The 19,950-nt window shown below is 50.3% G+C and carries 17 protein-coding genes and 1 other RNA gene; 9 read left to right on the top strand and 9 right to left on the bottom strand.

All coding sequences use genetic code 11. The features are described from left to right. Nucleotides 1-7 precede the first annotated feature (7 nt). From N7E69_RS21430 to ydiK, 8 genes are all read right to left on the bottom strand, one after another. Complete coding sequence (locus tag N7E69_RS21430; RefSeq protein ID WP_000700599.1) at nt 8-1,603, bottom strand: acyl CoA:acetate/3-ketoacid CoA transferase; 1,596 nt, start codon at nt 1,601-1,603, stop codon at nt 8-10. 153 nt (nt 1,604-1,756) lie between these two features. Then, nucleotides 1,757-2,515: a type I 3-dehydroquinate dehydratase gene (gene aroD / locus N7E69_RS21425; RefSeq protein WP_000860224.1), complete on the bottom strand. Its 759-nt coding sequence runs from the start codon at nt 2,513-2,515 to the stop codon at nt 1,757-1,759. 44 nt (nt 2,516-2,559) lie between these two features. Next, entirely contained in the window at nt 2,560-3,426 is an 867-nt protein-coding gene (gene ydiB / locus N7E69_RS21420; protein WP_000383488.1) for a quinate/shikimate dehydrogenase, read from the bottom strand. A gap of 66 nt (nt 3,427-3,492) precedes the next feature. Further along, nucleotides 3,493-4,728, bottom strand: coding sequence for an MFS transporter (locus N7E69_RS21415; RefSeq protein WP_000081213.1), 1,236 nt, complete (start codon nt 4,726-4,728; stop codon nt 3,493-3,495). Between the two features lie 363 nt (nt 4,729-5,091). Next, nucleotides 5,092-6,234: an MFS transporter gene (locus N7E69_RS21410; RefSeq protein WP_000797674.1), complete on the bottom strand. Its 1,143-nt coding sequence runs from the start codon at nt 6,232-6,234 to the stop codon at nt 5,092-5,094. Between the two features lie 140 nt (nt 6,235-6,374). Further along, a complete protein-coding gene (locus N7E69_RS21405) occupies nt 6,375-6,734 on the bottom strand; it encodes a YdiL family protein (protein WP_000980452.1) in 360 nt (119 codons plus the stop codon). A 167-nt stretch (nt 6,735-6,901) separates the two neighbouring features. Beyond that, nucleotides 6,902-7,009: antisense sRNA RprA (gene rprA / locus N7E69_RS21400), an RNA gene on the bottom strand. A gap of 182 nt (nt 7,010-7,191) precedes the next feature. Then, nucleotides 7,192-8,310 (bottom strand): AI-2E family transporter YdiK, encoded by a 1,119-nt coding sequence (gene ydiK, locus N7E69_RS21395; RefSeq protein WP_000248551.1) that lies wholly within the window; start codon nt 8,308-8,310, stop codon nt 7,192-7,194. 264 nt (nt 8,311-8,574) lie between these two features. Between ydiK and N7E69_RS21390 the strand changes: the two genes are divergently transcribed. From N7E69_RS21390 to N7E69_RS21380, 3 genes are all read left to right on the top strand, one after another. Continuing rightward, nucleotides 8,575-11,631 carry an FAD-binding and (Fe-S)-binding domain-containing protein gene (locus tag N7E69_RS21390; protein WP_000612922.1) on the top strand — a complete coding sequence of 1,019 codons (3,057 nt, stop codon included), beginning with the start codon at nt 8,575-8,577 and terminating at the stop codon, nt 11,629-11,631. Beyond that, nucleotides 11,628-12,038, top strand: coding sequence for a 1,4-dihydroxy-2-naphthoyl-CoA hydrolase (gene menI, locus N7E69_RS21385; protein ID WP_000637930.1), 411 nt, complete (start codon nt 11,628-11,630; stop codon nt 12,036-12,038). The genes N7E69_RS21390 and menI overlap by 4 nt, the downstream gene beginning before the upstream one ends. 98 nt (nt 12,039-12,136) lie before the next feature. Further along, nucleotides 12,137-12,325, top strand: a complete 189-nt coding sequence (locus N7E69_RS21380; RefSeq protein WP_001537749.1) for a YdiH family protein — start codon at nt 12,137-12,139, stop codon at nt 12,323-12,325. 287 nt (nt 12,326-12,612) lie between these two features. On the opposite strand, the gene N7E69_RS21375 is transcribed toward N7E69_RS21380, so the two are convergent. Next, on the bottom strand, nt 12,613-13,959 hold the full coding sequence (locus N7E69_RS21375; protein ID WP_000261863.1) for an L-cystine transporter: 1,347 nt from the start codon (nt 13,957-13,959) through the stop codon (nt 12,613-12,615). A gap of 426 nt (nt 13,960-14,385) precedes the next feature. Between N7E69_RS21375 and sufA the strand changes: the two genes are divergently transcribed. The 6 genes from sufA to sufE are packed head-to-tail and all read left to right on the top strand — an operon-like array spanning nt 14,386 to nt 19,905. Then, complete coding sequence (gene sufA, locus N7E69_RS21370) at nt 14,386-14,754, top strand: Fe-S cluster assembly scaffold SufA (RefSeq protein ID WP_000418970.1); 369 nt, start codon at nt 14,386-14,388, stop codon at nt 14,752-14,754. Between the two features lie 8 nt (nt 14,755-14,762). After that, nucleotides 14,763-16,250, top strand: coding sequence for a Fe-S cluster assembly protein SufB (sufB, locus tag N7E69_RS21365; RefSeq protein ID WP_000089384.1), 1,488 nt, complete (start codon nt 14,763-14,765; stop codon nt 16,248-16,250). A 16-nt stretch (nt 16,251-16,266) separates the two neighbouring features. Next, nucleotides 16,267-17,013 carry a Fe-S cluster assembly ATPase SufC gene (gene sufC, locus N7E69_RS21360; RefSeq protein ID WP_000948904.1) on the top strand — a complete coding sequence of 249 codons (747 nt, stop codon included), beginning with the start codon at nt 16,267-16,269 and terminating at the stop codon, nt 17,011-17,013. Then, nucleotides 16,988-18,259 (top strand): Fe-S cluster assembly protein SufD, encoded by a 1,272-nt coding sequence (sufD, locus tag N7E69_RS21355; RefSeq protein ID WP_000907943.1) that lies wholly within the window; start codon nt 16,988-16,990, stop codon nt 18,257-18,259. The genes sufC and sufD overlap by 26 nt, the downstream gene beginning before the upstream one ends. Further along, on the top strand, nt 18,256-19,476 hold the full coding sequence (gene sufS / locus N7E69_RS21350) for a cysteine desulfurase SufS (RefSeq protein ID WP_000143871.1): 1,221 nt from the start codon (nt 18,256-18,258) through the stop codon (nt 19,474-19,476). Before sufD ends, sufS begins: the two co-directional genes overlap by 4 nt. Before the next feature lie 12 nt (nt 19,477-19,488). Next, nucleotides 19,489-19,905 carry a cysteine desulfuration protein SufE gene (sufE, locus tag N7E69_RS21345; protein WP_000729468.1) on the top strand — a complete coding sequence of 139 codons (417 nt, stop codon included), beginning with the start codon at nt 19,489-19,491 and terminating at the stop codon, nt 19,903-19,905. Nucleotides 19,906-19,950 lie beyond the last annotated feature (45 nt).

The raw sequence follows: 19,950 nt of genomic DNA, 5'->3' as shown, positions 1-19,950 counted from the left end.
ACTCCTTTTAATGTGTTGCGTCAGGAAGCGTGAATCCCATAGTGCTATCGGTAAATAATCTTGTGTCCATCAGTTTTAAATCTGGTGAGATAACCGGTGAAAAATCCATCTTGTCAAGAATATCCCGTTGCAGATCGACGCCAGGCGCAATTTCAATTAAATGCAGGCCATCTTGTTTGAGAGTGAAAACCGCACGTTCAGTGATGTAACGCACGTCTAACCCGCGCTCAAGCGCAATTTTTCCACTGAACGTAATTTCCGGCAGTTCGCTGACGAATTTTTTCACGCGACCTTCCTGCAGAATATTTAATTTGCCATCGGTAATTTCAGTTTTTAAACTTCCGGCCGTCAGAGTTCCGCAGAAAATAATTTTTTGCGACGTTGCGCTAATATCGATAAACCCGCCGGTGCCCATAATTTTGCCGTTGAATTTATGTACACCGACATTACCGTGTTGATCCACTTCGGCAAAACTTAAATAGCAGACATCGAGCCCACCGCCGTGATAAAAATCAAATTGTGAGGTCATATCAAGGATTGCGCGGGTATTGACATTGGCGCCGAAGGCCACGCCCTGAGAGGTAATACCGCCCACCGGGCCGGTTTCTACGGTCAGCACGAAGTCATCGGCGCAGCCTTCCTCGCGAGCGACCAGACCAATACCGTCGGCAATGCCTACGCCCACATTGCCTACCGCGCCTTTACGCATTTCAAACAGCGCGCGTCGGGCTACCAGCTTGCGCTGATTAAGGGGTAGGGTAAGCTGCGTACTATCATCAAGAGTGAAATCCCCGGAGATAAATCGGTTCACCGGCGCGCCGCCATAGAGTTGCGTCTGGTCGGCGTCGACAACCACAATATCCACCAGATAGCCGGGAATACGCACGGATTTTGGATGCAGCGTGGCTTTTTTTACCATTTTCTGCACCTGCATCATTACAATACCGCCATTATTGTGAACGGCCTGGGCGATCACCAGCGCATCAAGATACATCACCTCATCTTCAAATGATGCATAGCCTTCGCTGTCGCAGGTGGTGGCGCGGATAAAAGCCACATTAGGCGCTATCGCTTTATAATAGAGATATTCTTTATTATCGATCTCTACCAGCTTAATGAGATCTTCTTTAGTCACGTCGTTTAATTTTCCGCCCTGTTGGCGAGGGTCGACAAAGGTACCAATACCGATATCGCTCAGAATACCCGGCTGGTGTGCGGCGCTGGCGCGCAGCGTCTGGGTTAATACGCCTTGTGGGTAGTTATAGGCGGCGATTTTATTTTGTTCAGCCAGTTCAGAAATACGGGGAGATTGCCCCCAATGTCCGCATAGCGCCCATTTTACCAGTCCCTCCTGCGCCAGCGGGCTGATGCCGCGATCGGCGCGGTCACCTAATCCGGTAGGGCTAATAATAGATAAATCTCGTGGTGACTGGGTTGTTTGATATTTATCTGCCAGTGCGGTAATTAATGTTGTCGCTTCGAGAATACCGCCGCCTGCGCCCAGAATACATAAAGTGGCCTCATCTGGAATATAATTTACTGCTTCTTGTGCAGAGAGCACGGGAACGCGGCCATTAATGCGTGATGGCTTATTGATTTTCATATTTACTCCACTATTATCCCTGAAAGCAATATCGATATAACCGTGTTAAGGTAATAAAGACAGCGGCTTTCAATGAATATGGAACATATTCATGTCAGATAACTATTTATTTTATTGTGGCAGAAAGAGAATATTCCGCCACACGATAAAGTATTACGCCTGGTGCAATATAGTTAATACGGTACGCAGATCGGCTACTGATATTTGTCCCGGCGCAGATGCTTTTTTCACCGCGCCAAACGTTGCTGCAGAACCGAACACTTCGCCGGCAAGACGAGATATTACCCCGGTTTTCGACATCGACATGGTAATAATCGGACGATCCGCATAGCGCTCCTGCATTTCTACAGTGGCGGTAAGTAAGGTCAGGACATCGGCTTTAGTCTGCGGCATGACGGCGATCTTCGGAATATCGGCGCCCAGTTCCTGCATTTTACGCAGACGCTGAACAATCTCTTCCGCTGCGGGCGTTTTATGAAAATCATGGTTAGACATGATCACCGCAACATTGTGTTGATGAGCATAGCCGACGGTGGCTTTCACCTCATCGTCGCCGGTAAAAAGCTCAAGATCGATCATATCGACCAGACCGCTGTCAACCGCTGCACGATTCAGAGCGATATACTGTCCGGTGGTTAGCGCCTGTTCGCCGCCTTCTTTCGCGCTGCGGAAGGTAAATAGCAAGGGTTTATCGGTGATAATCTCCCGGATGGCGCCGGCGGCCTCAAGTACGCTTTCCGCCGTTGTCACGTTGGCAAAATGGTCAACGCGCCACTCCAGAATATCGAAATCCGCTTCACGGTAGGCGAGTGCTTCCGATTTCACATCGGTAATGGTTTTTCCCATTAGCGACACAATGATCTTTGGCGCGCCTTCGCCAACCACGAGATCTCTTACAGTTACGGTTTTCATTTGGTACCCTTCATTGTCATTCGTCGCAATTATAATTTTACCGGTCAGGCTGTGAATCCCATCACCTGCTTCACATAGTCCAATGGAAATGCTTTTCCTGTCCACAGTTCAAACTGTTCGGCTCCTTGCCATAACAACATGCCGTAACCATCAATTGTTTTGCAACCAGCTTGTTGCGCCTGCTGCAATAACTTTGTCATATGCGGATTATAAACACATTCGGTGACCAGCAATTCAGGCCGGAGCAGGGAAACATCGCCGATCAGGGATTCGTTCTCCAATGGTTTCATGCCAACTTTGGTACCGTTCGTCAGAATATCTGCGCTGGCAAGCGCTTCAGTAAAAGCGTGCTGATCGGCAAGATCGGTGACGGTAACGACGCAATCGGTGTTTTCATTCACCCGCTTCGCAAAGGCAACCGCTTTTTCGAAAAAGTCATCTTTACGGTTAAACAGTTTAATTTCCTTAATGCCTTCAATGGCTGCCTGGGCGCCAATGGCGGTAGCCGCGCCTCCCGCGCCGAGCAGCACCATGGTTTTTCCCCGAATATCGAAACCGCTTTCTTTAATTGCCCGAATATGGCCCGTACCATCCGTGTTGTAGCCGCGTAGATAGCCGTCATCGTTAACAATGGTGTTGATAGCGCCAACCAGTTTTGCTGCTGGCGTTAATTCATCGACATACTCACACGCGAGCTGTTTGTTTGGCATGGAGACGCCCGTACCGCGCATTTTTAATGCTTTCAGTCCTTCAATGGCGCTGGCAAACGTCGTGTTATCCACTTCGAAAGCCATATAGGTATACGGTAGCCCCGCTTTTTCTAACGCTTTGTTTTGCATTTCGGGCGATAAGCTATGACGGATAGGATACGCCATAAGACCAATTAATTCATATTTTGCGGTAACATCCATTTTATACTCCTTAATAAGTGGACAGTGCAGAGCAGGGCGCATGCCTGTTGCGCATAGTTAACATTTTTACTGGAAATAACGCTCGCCAAATCGGACATCGTTTTGCGGGATCTTAAATACGCGATAATAGCGAATAAATACAATAATGGCGGTGATAAATGTCAGTAGTGCAAAGGCAAAATCTAACAAAATGATATATTGCAGGCCAATAGTAGAGGGATAACCGGTAATCAGTGGGATAAGAAAGTTAGCTACGCCCCCCATCATCATATATATACTGGTGACTTTAGCTTTACTCTTAGGGAAAAATTCCGACATTACCGATACGCCTAATTGTAAAATACCTCCAGCAGCGGAAAAACCAATCACGAAGGCGCCAGCATTACAGATCAGTGGAGAGGGATACAGGTAAATTGCCGCAGCGGTGAGTGTCGCCAGCCCGGCATTGAAAACATTGGCCCAGATGGGGCGAACCATTTTTTTCAGCAATGCGGCAAAAATAAACACGCAAACCAACGATCCCATACTGTAATAAGAGATGGTTTTCAGCGCGTCGGATTCCGCCATTCCGGCGAAGGCCATCGCATATTTAGGCATCCAGACCACAATCACATAGAAGGTTGAGAACGCGGCGACGCCAAATAAAACGGAAGCTACGCCTTCCAGCCAGACGAGGGGAGTACTGTTCATCTGGGGTAATTCTTTCGCAATACTGGCATCGACAAGTTGGCTGGGAAAACGGCTTTTCAACAGCATCAACGTGATGAGGACGAAAAGGATACCAGGGATTACCACCGCGTAGCCGTACCAGATATGGTTGACTAACAAGGCGCTGACAATAAGGGGATAAATCATTTGCCCAAAAGAGACCATCGCTTTAACCAGAATAACTGCCGAGCCCGATGCTTTGGGAAAACACTCCATTAATGCAGGGTATCCGCCGGTATCCAGCGCGGAGTTCGCCACGCCGACACACACCGCTAATATGAAAGCGATCATCAGGTTAGGACTGGCGGGAATACCGAAGAAAAATAGCATATATAGTACGGCGCCAAGCAGTATTATTGCCCGACGGCCAAATTTATCGGACAGTACGCCAAAGAATAAAATACTGACCAGACGGCCAAGACCAATGCCAGAGATTAAATAGGCGATACCGGCACTATCCGTGGAGAATTTCTGTGCAAGGGAGGTCATGTTCTGGGCTAGTGTAATAACACTCATGCCGTGGAGAAAGTAACTAAAATAAATGCAGATAACAGCCAGCAAATATGGCATGTTGCGAGCCTTGTTCTGAGACATTTGTTCACAGCTCCTTGCTGATGGTTTGATTCAATGTCCTGCTTATTACTGCTTTACTACATGCAGCGATTGTTCAGTAACACTATAATTCGGTACTGTCGTTATATGTACATAACATGGCGTTTAAAATGCCAGGTTTATTGCATTGATAGCATTTCATTTGTTAGCCAGGAAATATAAAAATTGCTGCGAATTTGTTGTTTAATACATATAACTCGTGATGCTCATCGCAATTTTTCTGATAAGTGTGAAGATAATGAATAATAATTAACACGAAAATTACATTTTTTGTTTCCCGGTGATAATGGCTAACGTTTTATTTTGCATAGCAAGGCAATAATATTGCAACTGGCACGCTAACATTTATTGCGCAGTTGACGCTGCTTCAGCGTGATGTTGTGATTCAGCCCGACTTCGGTAACCGATGAACAGCGCGAGGAGAAATCCCGCTGCGGCGATACCGGTATCAAACCACATAATATGTGCAATGCTCATTTCTGAAATCCGCGCTGTGATCAACGGAATAGTGAACGTCGCGATACTGCCGGCGCTGTAATAAATACCGGTCGCTTTACCTTTCTCCTGTGGAAAACGGGACGCCATCAGCGTCAGGCCGATTTGTACTACGCCACCGGCGGAAGAGAATCCAATGACGAATGCGAAGATCATAACAATATAGGTCTGAGGATGCAGGCAGACCGTCAGAAGCGCAATAAAAGAGATAAAGGTATAAAACATCAATAATGTGGTAGAGCGAATTGTTTTTCTGACCAGCGGGGCGGTAATAAAAACGCAGAGTAGCGATCCGCAGGTATAAATACTTAAAAGATAAAAGGTTGCCATCGAGATATAGCCATAAAGGGTGTAGCTGATAAGATCGATGAGGGAGCAATGATGTACGCCTGTGACTGGCGCTTGCGAGATTTTGGGCTTCAATATCCGACCAGGATAGGGTGGAAAAGGACAGCGTAATAAAAACAGAGCATTAATAAGCATGATCGCCCCGGCAAGCAGGAAGGACCAGCCAAACCACATATTAGCCCAGACTAATAAACTGATAATAATGGGCAACAAGAATTGCCCGCCAGAGACAAATGCTTTAATCAGAATATTTGCCGTACTGGGGGAGCGAGGGAAGGCTTCCATCAAACTGGGATAGGTACCTGCATCTAAAAAACTGTTGGCCATACCCGCTAAAAAACCACAGGCATAAGCGACAAAAATCGTCTGAGCATAAAGAATGCCAATGAAAAAAATCAGGTAACAGGCGGTCCCCAGAATGATAAAAGGACGGCGACCAAAGCGATCGGAAAGCATACCGGCGATTAACAAAACGCTTAGCCGGCCAATACCAAGCGAAGAGATCACAATAGATACGCCTGCGGCACTGGTATGCCATTGCTGTTCAAGCGATGACATGTTCAGGCTCATCAGGATAACCCCCATGCCATGTACAAAGTAATTAAAATACAACCCTACAGCGGTAGGGAAATAACGATTTTTCATATTATCTGACTCAGAGATGCCGCCTGAACGTTACAGTGGTATACACAGGCAGGAAGCATATTGGATAGGGTGACAAGTCAATGTCGTGATTGTGTGGTTTTCTATCCGGTATCAATACGATGCGGCGATAAAGTTTACGTCTAACACAGCCGCTCCAGATCATGTGCGAAAAGTTCGGCAGCAACAGATTGATAAATTTTCCACTCGATAAAATCCCCCTCTGTATAAATGGACTGAAAAGAAGATAAATCAGGGAAGTAACGCATTGTATTATTGCCGATGCGGTTATTTATTTTGTCAACAATGGCGTTAATTCGTCGCTGTCTCCTGGCTTTCATTTCCTTTAGCCTGGCAATGATTTCTGGAGAGATGGGTATGTCGCCAGCTTCCCATCGTTGCCAGGTTGCCGAATTATTATCCTGGGTGATATAGATTGTGCATTCTTCAATCGTCATATCAAAAATACGCCGTAGTGCTTGTAGTTCTAACGCGTTCATCATTTTTTAGGCTTTTATATGAAAAAAGTGATGCTATAAATAGCACCACCGACACCGTTTCGACTTGAACAGAATCACACTATTTTGTGCAATATTATTTGTTCGTTGCAGATATCGCGGTGTTGAAGGAAAACGGGAGCTGGCTTATGTAACAATGCGGCGAAAAAAGTTAAAAAAAAAGCCCATCGTAGGAGACGGGCAAAGACTACACACAGCAATTCGTTGTTTCACTCAGGGGATTTCCATGCTTATAAATCAATGTGTTGATTTATAACCGTGTACTAATAGTAGGCATGAGCACTTTTTGCGTCGATCAGATTCGTCTCAATAGTTTAAAAACTGTAACGGATTTGCGACAGAAATGAGATGCGGCGGGGAACAGACGGGCGAATCAAAATGGAGTGTGCGTTGAATTGATAAACGTCGCTAAAGCATCGGGCGGCAATGCCGCCCGACGGGATTATGACTGCTTGTTGGCTTCCTCGATGTCATCCAGCTCTTCAAGGATCTCCTCTGGTTCATTCGTCGGCGCCGGAACTTCATGTACCCATGCGGAGAACAAACGCCAGGTCACGGCCAGAAGCACCGGTCCAATAAACAGACCAATCATACCGAATGCAATCAGGCCGCCGATTACCCCGGAAAGGATCAGAAGCAGCGGTAAATCGGCGCCCATGCGGATGAGTACCGGGCGAATCACGTTATCCAGAGTGCCGACGACGGCGCTCCAAACCAGCAGCACGGTGCCCCAGGTGGTGTCGCCTGTCCAGTAAAGCCAGATAATGGCTGGAATCAATACCGGCAACGGCCCCAACTGAACCAGACACGAAAGGATCATCACTACCGTCAACAGAGTAGCGTAAGGCACGCCGGAAATCGCCAGCCCGACGCCGCCAAGTACCGCCTGTACCAGCGCGGTGACCACCACGCCAAGCGCCACGGCGCGGATCGCCTGGGCAGCCAGCAGAACCGCCGCATCGCCGCGTTTAGCCGCGAGACGACAGGCAAAATGGCGTATACCCATCGCCACTTGTTCGCCGCGCCAGTAAAGCAGGGCGCTAAACAACAGCATCAGGGCGCAGTGCATCATAAAGCGTCCGATATGCGCCGCCTGACCGACAAACCAGGTCGTGGTTGTGCCGATATAAGGCCGCACTTTCGCCATAATAGCGCTACCGCCCATATCCAGCAGGCTATGCCATCCGGCATACAGTTTGGCGCCAACCAACGGAATATTATTTAACCATGCCAGATCGGGTAGCGTCATATCGCCGCCAGTCACTGCATGGATGAGCGGGCCGCTACCATCGACAATGCTGTTCACCAGCAAGGCGACGGGAATAACGAAGAGCAGCACTAACAGCAGCGTCATGACCAATACGGCAAGCGAGCGGCGGCCCCACAATATTTTTTGTAATTTCAGCAAAACGGGCCAGGTCGCGATAACAATCGTACCTGCCCATGCAAACCCCAAAATAAAAGGCTGTACTATCCACAAACAGGCCACAATCATGATGGCTAAAAACAGCACCGATAGCAGCACTTGCGCAATATCCCTGGGCTGATGAACATTTACCATAAATACTTTTCACCTTTGTCTTTGCGCCAGAACGTTGGCGCGACGTGAACATGCAAACCACACCCTATAATGATGAGCAATTTCAGCGGTTTTTAACAGGCCGATTCTGCATGTAATTCTGTTGGGCGCACAGGAAAAAAATGTGATACAACAAATAACGCAACACGCAAACGATTAAGCATCCCTTCCTGTGCGTAGACCGCTCGCGCTCGCCGGGTTGGGCGCCACCGTTCACAACATAGACCGCAGGAAAAGGTCAATATAATGATTCCACAAATTTCTCAGGCACCCGGCGTCGTTCAGCTGGTGCTCAATTTTTTGCAGGCGCTGGAGCAGCAAGGGTTTACGGGCGATACGGCAACCAGCTATGCCGACCGTCTGACAATGTCGACCGATAACAGTATCTACCAGCTTCTTCCCGATGCTGTTGTGTTTCCCCGTTCTACGGCGGATGTCGCGCTTCTTGCCCGTCTGGCGGCGGAGCCGCGCTTTACGTCGCTGATATTTACCCCTCGAGGCGGCGGTACTGGCACGAATGGCCAGGCGCTAAACCAGGGCATTATTGTTGATATGTCCCGCTATATGAACCGCATTATTGAAATTAATCCTGAAGAGGGATGGGTGCGGGTAGAGGCGGGAGTGATAAAAGATCAGCTTAATCAAGCGTTAAAGCCGTATGGCTATTTTTTTGCGCCGGAACTTTCCACCAGTAATCGCGCCACGCTTGGCGGTATGATTAATACCGATGCCTCCGGTCAGGGTTCGCTGGTCTATGGAAAAACGTCAGATCACGTCTTAGGCATACGGGCCGTATTGTTGGGGGGCGATATCCTTGACACGCAATCGATGCCCGTAGAGCTTGCCCGGACGCTGGGTGAAAACACGACGACGCCAGGCCGCATCTATCAGACCGTCTATCAGTCCTGCCTGGAAAACCGCCAACTTATCCTCGATAGCTTTCCAAAGCTCAATCGCTTCCTGACAGGCTACGATTTACGCCACGTCTTTAACGATGACATGACCCGCTTCGATCTCACCCGCATCTTAACGGGGTCGGAAGGGACGCTGGCGTTTATTACTGAAGCCCGGCTGGATATTACCCCGATACCCAAAGTCCGCCGTCTGGTGAATGTAAAATACGACTCCTTTGATTCCGCGCTGCGTAACGCCCCTTTTATGGTTGACGCGCGCGCCTTATCCGTCGAGACGGTCGATTCCAAAGTCCTTAACCTTGCGCGGGAAGATATTGTCTGGCACTCCGTTAGCGAATTGATTACCGATGTGCCGGATAAAGAGATGCTTGGCCTGAATATCGTGGAATTCGCGGGTGATGATGAAGCGCTTATTGACGGACAGGTCGAGGCGCTGTGCCACCGGCTGGATGGCCTGATGGCGCGAGCGGAAGCGGGCGTGATCGGCTGGCAACTTTGTACCGATTTGACGGGTATTGAGCGTATTTACGCGATGCGTAAAAAAGCGGTAGGGCTGCTGGGTAATGCGAAAGGCGCTGCCAAACCGATTCCTTTTGCGGAAGATACCTGCGTGCCGCCTGAACATCTGGCCGATTACATCGCCGAATTTCGCGCCCTGCTGGATGGTCATGGCTTAAGTTACGGCATGTTCGGCCACGTGGATGCCGGGGTGCTGCATGTGCGTCCGGCGCTGGATATGTGCGATCCGCAGCAGGAACTGTTGATGAAACAGATCTCCGATGAGGTCGTCGCGCTGACCGCCAGATACGGTGGGCTGTTGTGGGGCGAGCATGGAAAAGGTTTTCGTGCGGAATACAGCCCGGCCTTTTTCGGCGAAGTTCTGTATGGCGAGCTGCGCAAAATAAAAGCGGCTTTTGATCCGCATAATCGACTTAACCCGGGTAAAATCTGTCCGCCGCAAGGGATAGAGGCGCCGATGATGAAGGTGGATGCGGTAAAACGCGGCACCTGGGATCGGCAAATCCCGCTGGCAGTGCGGCAGACCTGGCGCGGCGCTATGGAGTGTAATGGTAACGGCCTGTGCTTTAATTTCGATGCGAAAAGCCCAATGTGCCCGTCGATGAAAATTAGCCTTAACCGGATCCACTCGCCGAAAGGGCGGGCGACGCTGGTGCGGGAATGGCTCCGTCTATTGGCCGATCGCGGCGTCGATCCGTTGAAGCTGGAAAAGGAGTTGCCAGAAAAACGCGCCAGCTTACGCACGCTGATTGCCCGCACCCGGAATAGTTGGCACAAACGCAAAGGCGAGTATGACTTTTCCCATGAAGTTAAAGAGGCCATGTCCGGCTGTCTGGCGTGTAAAGCCTGTACGACCCAGTGTCCGATTAAAATCGATGTTCCGGAGTTTCGTTCACGTTTCTTACAGCTTTACCATACGCGTTATCTGCGCCCGGTACGCGATCATCTGGTGGCGACGGTCGAGACCTACGCGCCGCTGATGGCGCGTGCGCCAAAGACCTTTAACTTTTTTATTAACCAACCGGTGGTTCGTAATCTGGCGAAAAAACATATCGGTATGGTGGATTTACCTCTGCTTTCTGCCCCTTCATTGCAACAGCAACTGGTGGGCCATCCGTCTGCCAATATGACGCTTGAGCAACTGGAACGCATGAGCGCCGAGCAAAAAGCGAAAACGGTACTGGTGGTTCAGGATCCGTTTACCAGCTACTACGACGCCCGGGTCGTGGCGGACTTTATCCGCCTGGCGGAAAAACTGGGCAGGAGGCCGGTATTGTTACCGTTCTCGCCGAATGGTAAGGCGCAGCATATTAAAGGTTTTCTTAATCGCTTTGCGAAAACGGCGAAAAAAACCTCTGAGTTCCTTAATCGGATCGCCGCGTTGGGGATGCCGATGGTGGGCGTCGATCCGGCGCTGGTTCTGTGTTATCGCGACGAATACAAACTGGCGCTGGGTGAACAGCGCGGCGATTTTCATGTGTTGCTGGTGAATGAATGGCTGGCGCAGGAAATAAATGCAAGACTGTCCGTCGAGGTGAGCGGCGAACCGTGGTACTTTTTTGGTCATTGTACGGAAGTCACGGCTTTACCCGGCGCGCCTGCGCAGTGGGCCGCCATCTTTGCCCATTTTGGCGCGAAGCTGGAAAATGTCAGCGTAGGCTGCTGCGGTATGGCGGGCACTTATGGACATGAACTCACCAATCATAAAAATTCGCTGGGAATTTATGAGCTATCCTGGCATCAGGCGATGCAACGTCTACCGCGAAACCGCTGCCTGGCAACCGGCTATTCCTGCCGAAGCCAGGTTAAACGCATTGAAGGTACGGGCGTGCGTCACCCGTTGCAGGCATTACTGGAGATTATAGGTTGATCTGGAAACGTGAAGTGACCCTCGATGCGCTTAATGCGATGGGGGAAGGAAATATGGTTGGCCTGCTTGATATCCGCTTTGAGCGTATTGGGGACGATACGCTGGAAGCGACAATGCCCGTCGATCATCGCACCAAACAGCCGTTCGGCTTGCTGCATGGCGGAGCGTCTGTGGTGCTGGCGGAAAGTATCGGCTCGGTCGCAGGTTATCTGTGTACGCAGGGGGAGCAAAAGGTGGTGGGGCTGGAGGTGAATGCCAACCATGTACGGTCGGCGCGTCAGGGGCGCGTACGAGGCGTCTGTAAAGCGTTGCATACCGGGGCTCGCCATCAGGTCTGGCAGATAGAGATCTTTGATGAACAGGGACGTCTGTGCTGTTCTTCGCGTCTTACTACGGCGATTGTGTGACGTTGTCACCATAAAAGTGTGATGCATATTGCTTTTGGTCAAAATGTGCGCAGAAAAAGGTGATATACTGTGCACGTTTACACATAAGCGAGGATGATATGTCTACTGATTTAGACCCGACCCAACTGGCGATTGAATTTTTACGCCGTGATAAAACCGAACTTTCTCCCGCGCAGTATTTGAAGCGTTTAAAACAGCTGGAGTTAGAGTTTGCCGATCTCCTCACCCTCTCTGCAACCGAACTGAAAGAAGAGATCTATTTCGCCTGGCGGTTGGGCGTGCATTAATAAAGTCTGTGTAGGCCGGATAAGGCGTTAGCCGCCATCCGGCTATGTTACCAGGCAATCTCACCAGACACTGTCCCCAGGTAATAGATAACCCCCTTGATTTTGTTTAAAAAAAATACAGATCGCCATTTGTGCTAAAAAGGCGCGCGTTCTTTATGAGATTATTCTTATGCCCCTTCAAGAGCTAAGCCATTAAGAGTGCCGGAGATAAGCGCCGGATGGGGCCGGAACCCTTAAGCCTGTATTGAACAGACTTAAGGGTTTTTCTTTTCCGGGCGCGTAAAAAACTAAGGTCTGTCAATAACCGCTGGCATGTCGTCAGCCGTATGATTATTCAAAATACGGTTAGCCAGCACACCTGACATCATCGATCCGTTAACGTTCAGAGCCGTGCGGGCCATATCAACGATAGGTTCGATGGCAATAAAAATACCGACCAGCGCAACGGGAAAATTCAACGTCGACAGGACAATCAGCGCCGCGAACGTACCGCCGCCGCCGACGCCGGCTACGCCAATAGACCCTAGCGCAATGGCAGGCAACATCGCGGCCAGAAAATGCAGCGAGAGCGGATCAATGCCGATGGTGGGCGCAATCATCGCTACCATAATAGCCGGATAAATCCCGGCGCAGCCATTTTGCCCCATACTGGAGCCAAACGAGGCGGAAATATTGGCAATAGTGCTTTGTACGCCAAATTTTTCCTGGGCGGAAATGGCCAGCGGGATAGAGGCTGCGCTGCTGCGGGAAACAAACGCAAAGGTTAAGACGGGCCAGACCATACTGAAATAACGCGCTGGATTATTACCGCTGAGGATCAGCAAGATGGCATGCACGATAAACATCATGAAAATCGCGATATAACAGGCGCCGATAAAACCAAGTAAGCTGGCGAATTGTTCAAAGTGGTATGATGAAAATACGGTAGTCATTAATGCCATGACGCCATAGGGCGTTAATGCAATAACGATACGTACCATCTTCATGACCCAGATCTGGATAGCGTTAATGCCTGCGCTTAATTTCTGACCTTCTTCCGGCGCCTCTTTTTTGACCTTTAACAGAGCGATCCCCGCTATTAGCGTGAAGATAACGATGCCGATAACGGAAACACTTCTGGCTCCCGTAAGATCAAGAAAAATATTAGTCGGGATCAGCGATGTCACTAACTGGGGAATCGACACCGCGGCAGTCTTATTGACTTCTTCTGTAGTTAACATTGACGGCATGTGCACAAAAGCGCTGGCGTCAAGCCCCAGCACATGAGCGGTCAGTAATCCGATAAAACCGGCAACCATCACCAGGCATAACATGCATCCGACGATCGTCAGCGACATTTTTCCGATGCCGGCGCTATTTTCCAGTTTATTGATGGCGGAAAGAATAGAAATAAAAATTAGCGGTATAGCGACCAGTTTTAACAGGTGGACGTAACCATTGCCGACGATGCTGTACCATTCGATAATAGTTTTAGTGTGATTTGCTGAAATAAAATGCAGGGATAAACCAATAACAGCCCCTAAAAAGATAGCGATAAAAACGCTTTTCGACAGGGAATCGCTTTTTTGATTAATTCTCAAGATGACCCACGAGAAAACCAAAAAAAGTGCGATATACGCGAGCGTAACAACCATATTTTAAGCCTCTTGCCTCATTCAGCACCTGAAATGCCGGAAAGAGTTTACATAAACCTATAGCTCAAACTGAGTTATAGAACCGCAGCGGATTATAAAGAGCGCAACGCCAGGTATCCATACAAAAAATGGGGTTCTGACCTCGCCGCCCGGCAATGTCGACAGCCTATTAATTAAATAGTCATTTTCTATACATCTTTTCGTTTTTGACCTGCCAGAACGGTTAATATCTTATAAATCATTACTTATCAAAAAGTTAAGTTGTTTTTTGTCTGTCGTATGACCTGGCGGACAGGGTCTATGCTTAATAAAAGGCGCTCAATATGACCATTTGTTGGAAAGCCCCTGCGGTTAAGGGGTTGAAGTGATAATCATTATCACTAACATGCTGTTATATCCTGGTGATTTAGAACGCGAGGTAACTCTATGGAATTGCATTCAGACACGTTTAACCCGGAGGACTTCCCCTGGCAAGGGCTGACGCTAACGCCAGCGGCGGCAGCGCACATACGTGAACTGGCAGAAAAGCAGCCGGGCATGTTGGGCGTGCGGTTAAGCGTAAAACAGACGGGATGTGCCGGATTTGGCTATGTTCTGGATACCGTTCGGGAGCCGGATAAAGACGATCTGGTTTTTGAAGCCGAAGGCGCAAAGCTTTTCGCACCGTTACAGGCGATGCCTTTTATTGACGGAACAGAAGTGGATTACGTACAGGAAGGGCTGAACCAGTTATTTAAATTTCATAACCCCAAAGCCCAGAATGAATGCGGCTGCGGCGAAAGTTTTGGGGTATAGGCGGTACTATGTCTCGTAACACTGAAGCAACGGAAGAGGTCGGCATCTGGACAGGCGGACGCCTTAATTACAAAGAAGGATTTTTCACGCAACTACCCACTGATGAACTGGCAAAAGGCATCAGCGAAGAGGTGGTGCGCGCGATTTCCGCAAAGCGTAACGAACCTGAGTGGATGCTGGAATTTCGTCTCAATGCCTATAGAGCCTGGCTGGACATGGATGAACCGCACTGGCTGAAGGCGCACTACGATAAACTGAACTATCAGGACTACAGCTATTACTCTGCGCCATCATGCGGAAACTGCGACGATAGCTGCGTTTCCCAGCCGGGAGCCGTACAGCAAACGGGCGCGAATACCTTTTTGAGTAAAGAGGTTGAAGACGCCTTCGAGCAACTTGGCGTTCCGGTTCGCGAAGGGAAAGAGGTCGCCGTCGATGCGATTTTTGATTCGGTCTCCGTAGCGACCACATACCGTGAAAAACTGGCGGAACAGGGCATTATTTTCTGTTCTTTTGGCGAAGCGATACACGATCACCCTGACCTGGTCAGGAAATATCTTGGCACCGTCGTGCCGGGGAACGATAACTTTTTTGCCGCGCTGAATGCGGCAGTCGCTTCCGATGGGACATTTATCTATGTTCCCAAAGGCGTGCGTTGCCCAATGGAGTTATCCACCTATTTTCGCATTAACGCCGAGAAAACCGGTCAGTTTGAGCGCACGATTCTGGTGGCGGATGAAGGCAGCTATGTGAGTTATATCGAAGGCTGCTCCGCGCCCGTACGCGACAGTTATCAGCTCCACGCCGCGGTAGTGGAAGTCATCATCCATAAAGATGCTGAAGTAAAATATTCCACCGTACAAAACTGGTTCCCGGGCGACAACAACACGGGCGGCATTCTGAACTTTGTGACCAAGCGGGCGTTGTGCGAAGGGGAAAACAGCAAGATGTCGTGGACCCAGTCGGAAACCGGTTCGGCGATTACCTGGAAATACCCGAGCTGTATCCTGCGCGGTGATAATTCTATCGGCGAGTTCTATTCCGTTGCGCTGACCAGTGGACATCAGCAGGCTGACACCGGCACCAAAATGATCCATATCGGTAAAAACACGCGCTCAACCATTATCTCAAAAGGCATTTCTGCCGGCCACAGCCAGAACAGCTACCGTGGGCTGGTAAAAATTATGCCGACGGCAACCAACGCCCGAAATTTCACCCAATGCGACTCCATGTTGATTGGAGCGGACTGCGGCGCGCATACGTTCCCGTATGTTGAATGCCGCAATAACAGCGCGCAGCTGGAGCACGAGGCGACAACATCACGCATCGGTGAAGATCAGCTTTTCTATTGTCTGCAACGCGGCATCAGCGAAGAAGACGCTATTTCGATGATCGTCAACGGTTTCTGCAAAGACGTTTTCTCGGAACTACCGCTGGAGTTCGCCGTTGAAGCGCAAAAACTGCTGACGATTAGCCTTGAGCACAGCGTCGGTTAATGATGAAGGAAAACCCATGTTAAGCATTAAAGATTTACAGGTCAGTGTGGAAGAAAAAGCGATTTTGCGTGGCCTGAATCTGGAGATTCGCCCCGGCGAAGTTCACGCCATTATGGGGCCGAACGGTTCCGGGAAAAGCACGCTCTCCGCCACCCTGGCGGGACGTGAAGATTATGAGGTCACCGGCGGCTCGGTTACGTTCAAGGGTAAAGATCTGCTTGAACTGTCGCCGGAGGAACGGGCGGGCGAAGGGATTTTTATGGCCTTCCAGTACCCGGTAGAAATCCCCGGCGTCAGTAACCAGTTTTTCCTGCAAACCGCGCTGAATGCCGTGCGCGCCTACCGCGGGCAGACGTCGTTGGATCGCTTTGATTTTCAGGATCTGATGGAAGAAAAGATCGCATTGCTGAAAATGCCGGAAGATTTACTGACCCGTTCGGTAAACGTCGGTTTTTCCGGCGGGGAGAAAAAGCGCAATGATATTTTGCAAATGGCGGTGCTGGAGCCGGAACTGTGCATCCTTGATGAGTCGGACTCCGGACTGGATATCGATGCGTTGAAAATTGTGGCGGAAGGCGTCAACGCGTTACGCGACGATAAACGCGCTTTTATTATCGTGACCCACTATCAGCGCATACTGGACTATATCAAACCCGATTACGTCCATGTCCTCTATCAGGGGCGAATTGTCCGATCCGGCGATTTTACTCTGGTCAAACAACTGGAGGAGCAGGGTTATGGCTGGCTTACCGAACAGCAGTAAAGCGCTACAGCAATGGCAGCATCTCTTTGAGGAAAAAAGAGAAAGTCGAACTGAGCAGGCAAGACAACATTTACAACAGATGTTACGTCTGGGATTGCCGACGCGTAAACATGAAGACTGGAAATACACGCCGCTGGAGGGCTTAACCCATAGCCAGTTTATCCAGCAGTGTGCGACTATCAGCTCCGCACAGCGTGATGCGTTGGCGCTGCAAATCGATGCCGTGCGGCTGTTGTTTGTCGATGGTCGGTTTATGCCAGAGCTCAGTGATAGCACGCAAAACAGTGGATTTGACGTTAGCGTCAGGGATGAGCGCCAGACGCTTGCCGCGCCGGTACAGCCTGAGGTTTTTCTGCATCTGACGGAAAGCCTGGCGCAATGTGTCACGTATATACAGGTACGGCGAAATCAGCGTCCGACCAGGCCGCTACTGTTAATGCATATCACGCAGGGCGTGGATGGCGACGAGCTGAACACCGCGCATTATCGCCACCATCTGGCGCTGGCGGAAGGCGCGGAAGCGACGGTTATTGAGCATTATGTCAGCCTTACAGCGGCAAAACATTTTACCGGCGCGCGTCTGACGATGAACGTTGCAGACAATGCGCAACTGCATCATATCAAACTGGCGTTTGAAAATGCGTCCAGCTATCACTTTGCGCATAACGATCTTCTGCTGGCGACAGACGCCTCGGCGTTTAGCCACAGTTTTCTGCTGGGCGCCGCAGTGCTACGTCACCACAGCAGCTCACAACTGAATGGTGAAAACGCGACGCTTCGACTGAATAGTCTGGCGATGCCGGTGAAAAATGAAGTTTGCGATACGCGGACATGGCTGGAACATAACAAAGGCTACTGTAACAGCCGCCAGTCGCACAAGACCATCGTCAGCGACAAAGGACGCGCGGTCTTTAATGGCCTGATTAACGTGGCGCAACACGCCATTAAAACCGACGGCCAGATGACCAATAATAACCTGTTGTTGGGGAAACTGGCTGAAGTCGATACCAAACCGCAATTAGAGATCTATGCCGATGACGTGAAGTGCAGCCACGGCGCGACGATCGGGCGTATTGACGATGAGCAGATGTTTTATCTGCAATCACGCGGCATCAGACAGCAGGAGGCGCGGCACATGATTCTTTACGCGTTTGCCGCAGAGTTAACGGAAGCTATCCATGATAGCGCCCTTAAACAGCAGGTGCTGGCGCGAATCGGCCAGCGACTGCCCGGAGGCCTGGTATGACATTTCCTGTAGAAAAAGTACGGGCGGATTTTCCCATACTGCAGCGTGAAGTTAACGGCCTGCCGCTGGCTTACCTGGACAGCGCAGCCAGCGCTCAAAAACCTAATCAGGTGATTGATGCTGAATCTGCCTTCTACCGTCACGGCTATGCTGCGGTACATCGAGGTATCCATACGTTAAGCGTGCAGGCGACCGAAAGCATGGAGAATGTGCGTAAGCAGGCGTCGCGGTTTATTAACGCCCGCTCCGCAGAAGAACTGGTGTTCGTGCGCGGTACGACGGAGGGCATTAACCTTGTCGCCAACAGTTGGGGAACGGAAAATATTCGCGCCGGGGATAACATTATCATCAGCGAGATGGAGCATCACGCCAACATCGTTCCCTGGCAGATACTGTGCGAGCGCAAAGGCGCTGAACTGCGCGTGATCCCGTTGCATCCTGACGGTACGCTGCGGCTGGAGACCTTAGCTGCGCTGTTCGATGACCGGACCCGGCTGCTGGCCATTACCCATGTTTCCAATGTGCTGGGGACGGAAAACCCACTGCCGGACATGATTGCGTTGGCGCGCCAGCATGGGGCGAAAGTGCTGGTGGATGGCGCCCAGGCCGTGATGCACCATGCTGTTGACGTCCAGGCGCTGGACTGCGATTTTTACGTTTTCTCCGGCCATAAACTTTACGGGCCGACCGGCATCGGCATTCTGTATGTTAAAGAGGCGTTGCTGCAAGAAATGCCGCCGTGGGAAGGGGGCGGGTCGATGATCTCGACCGTCAGCCTGACGCAGGGAACGACATGGGCGAAAGCGCCCTGGCGTTTTGAGGCGGGAACGCCGAATACTGGCGGCATCATCGGTCTCGGCGCGGCGATTGACTATGTGACGTCGCTGGGACTGGATAAGATTGGCGATTATGAGCAGATGCTGATGCGCTATGCGCTGGAGCAACTGGCGCAGGTGCCTGATATCACGCTGTATGGTCCGGCGCAGCGATTGGGCGTCATCGCGTTTAATCTGGGTAAACACCATGCTTACGACGTCGGCAGCTTTCTTGATAATTACGGTATCGCGGTACGAACGGGACATCACTGCGCAATGCCGCTCATGGCCTGGTATGGCGTGCCGGCAATGTGCCGGGCTTCGCTGGCGATGTATAACACCCATGAAGAAGTGGACCGACTGGTGGCAGGATTAACGCGTATCCACCGCTTATTGGGATAACAGTGAGGTTTTATGGCTGCGCTACCGGATAAAGAAAAACTGCTGCGTAACTTTACGCGTTGCGCTAATTGGGAAGAGAAATATTTATATATTATTGAGTTGGGGCAGCGCCTGGCGGAGTTAAATCCGCAGGATCGTAATCCGCAAAATACGATTCATGGCTGTCAGAGCCAGGTGTGGATCGTGATGCGGCGAAACGCCAACGGCATTATCGAATTGCAGGGCGACAGCGACGCGGCGATCGTTAAGGGCCTTATGGCGGTGGTATTTATTTTGTACCACCAAATGACGGCGCAGGATATTGTGCATTTTGATGTCCGGCCATGGTTCGAAAAAATGGCGCTTGCGCAGCACCTCACACCTTCTCGTTCTCAGGGGCTGGAAGCAATGATTCGTGCAATTCGCGCTAAGGCCGCCACTCTTAGCTAAACTGTACAGACAGCGTTCTACCTGATGTCAAATCCTTTGTCGGAC

It is taken from the genome of Salmonella sp. 3C (assembly GCF_025426275.1).
Lineage (GTDB): Bacteria > Pseudomonadota > Gammaproteobacteria > Enterobacterales > Enterobacteriaceae > Salmonella > Salmonella enterica.
This window is presented reverse-complemented; position numbering and strand designations above follow the sequence as displayed.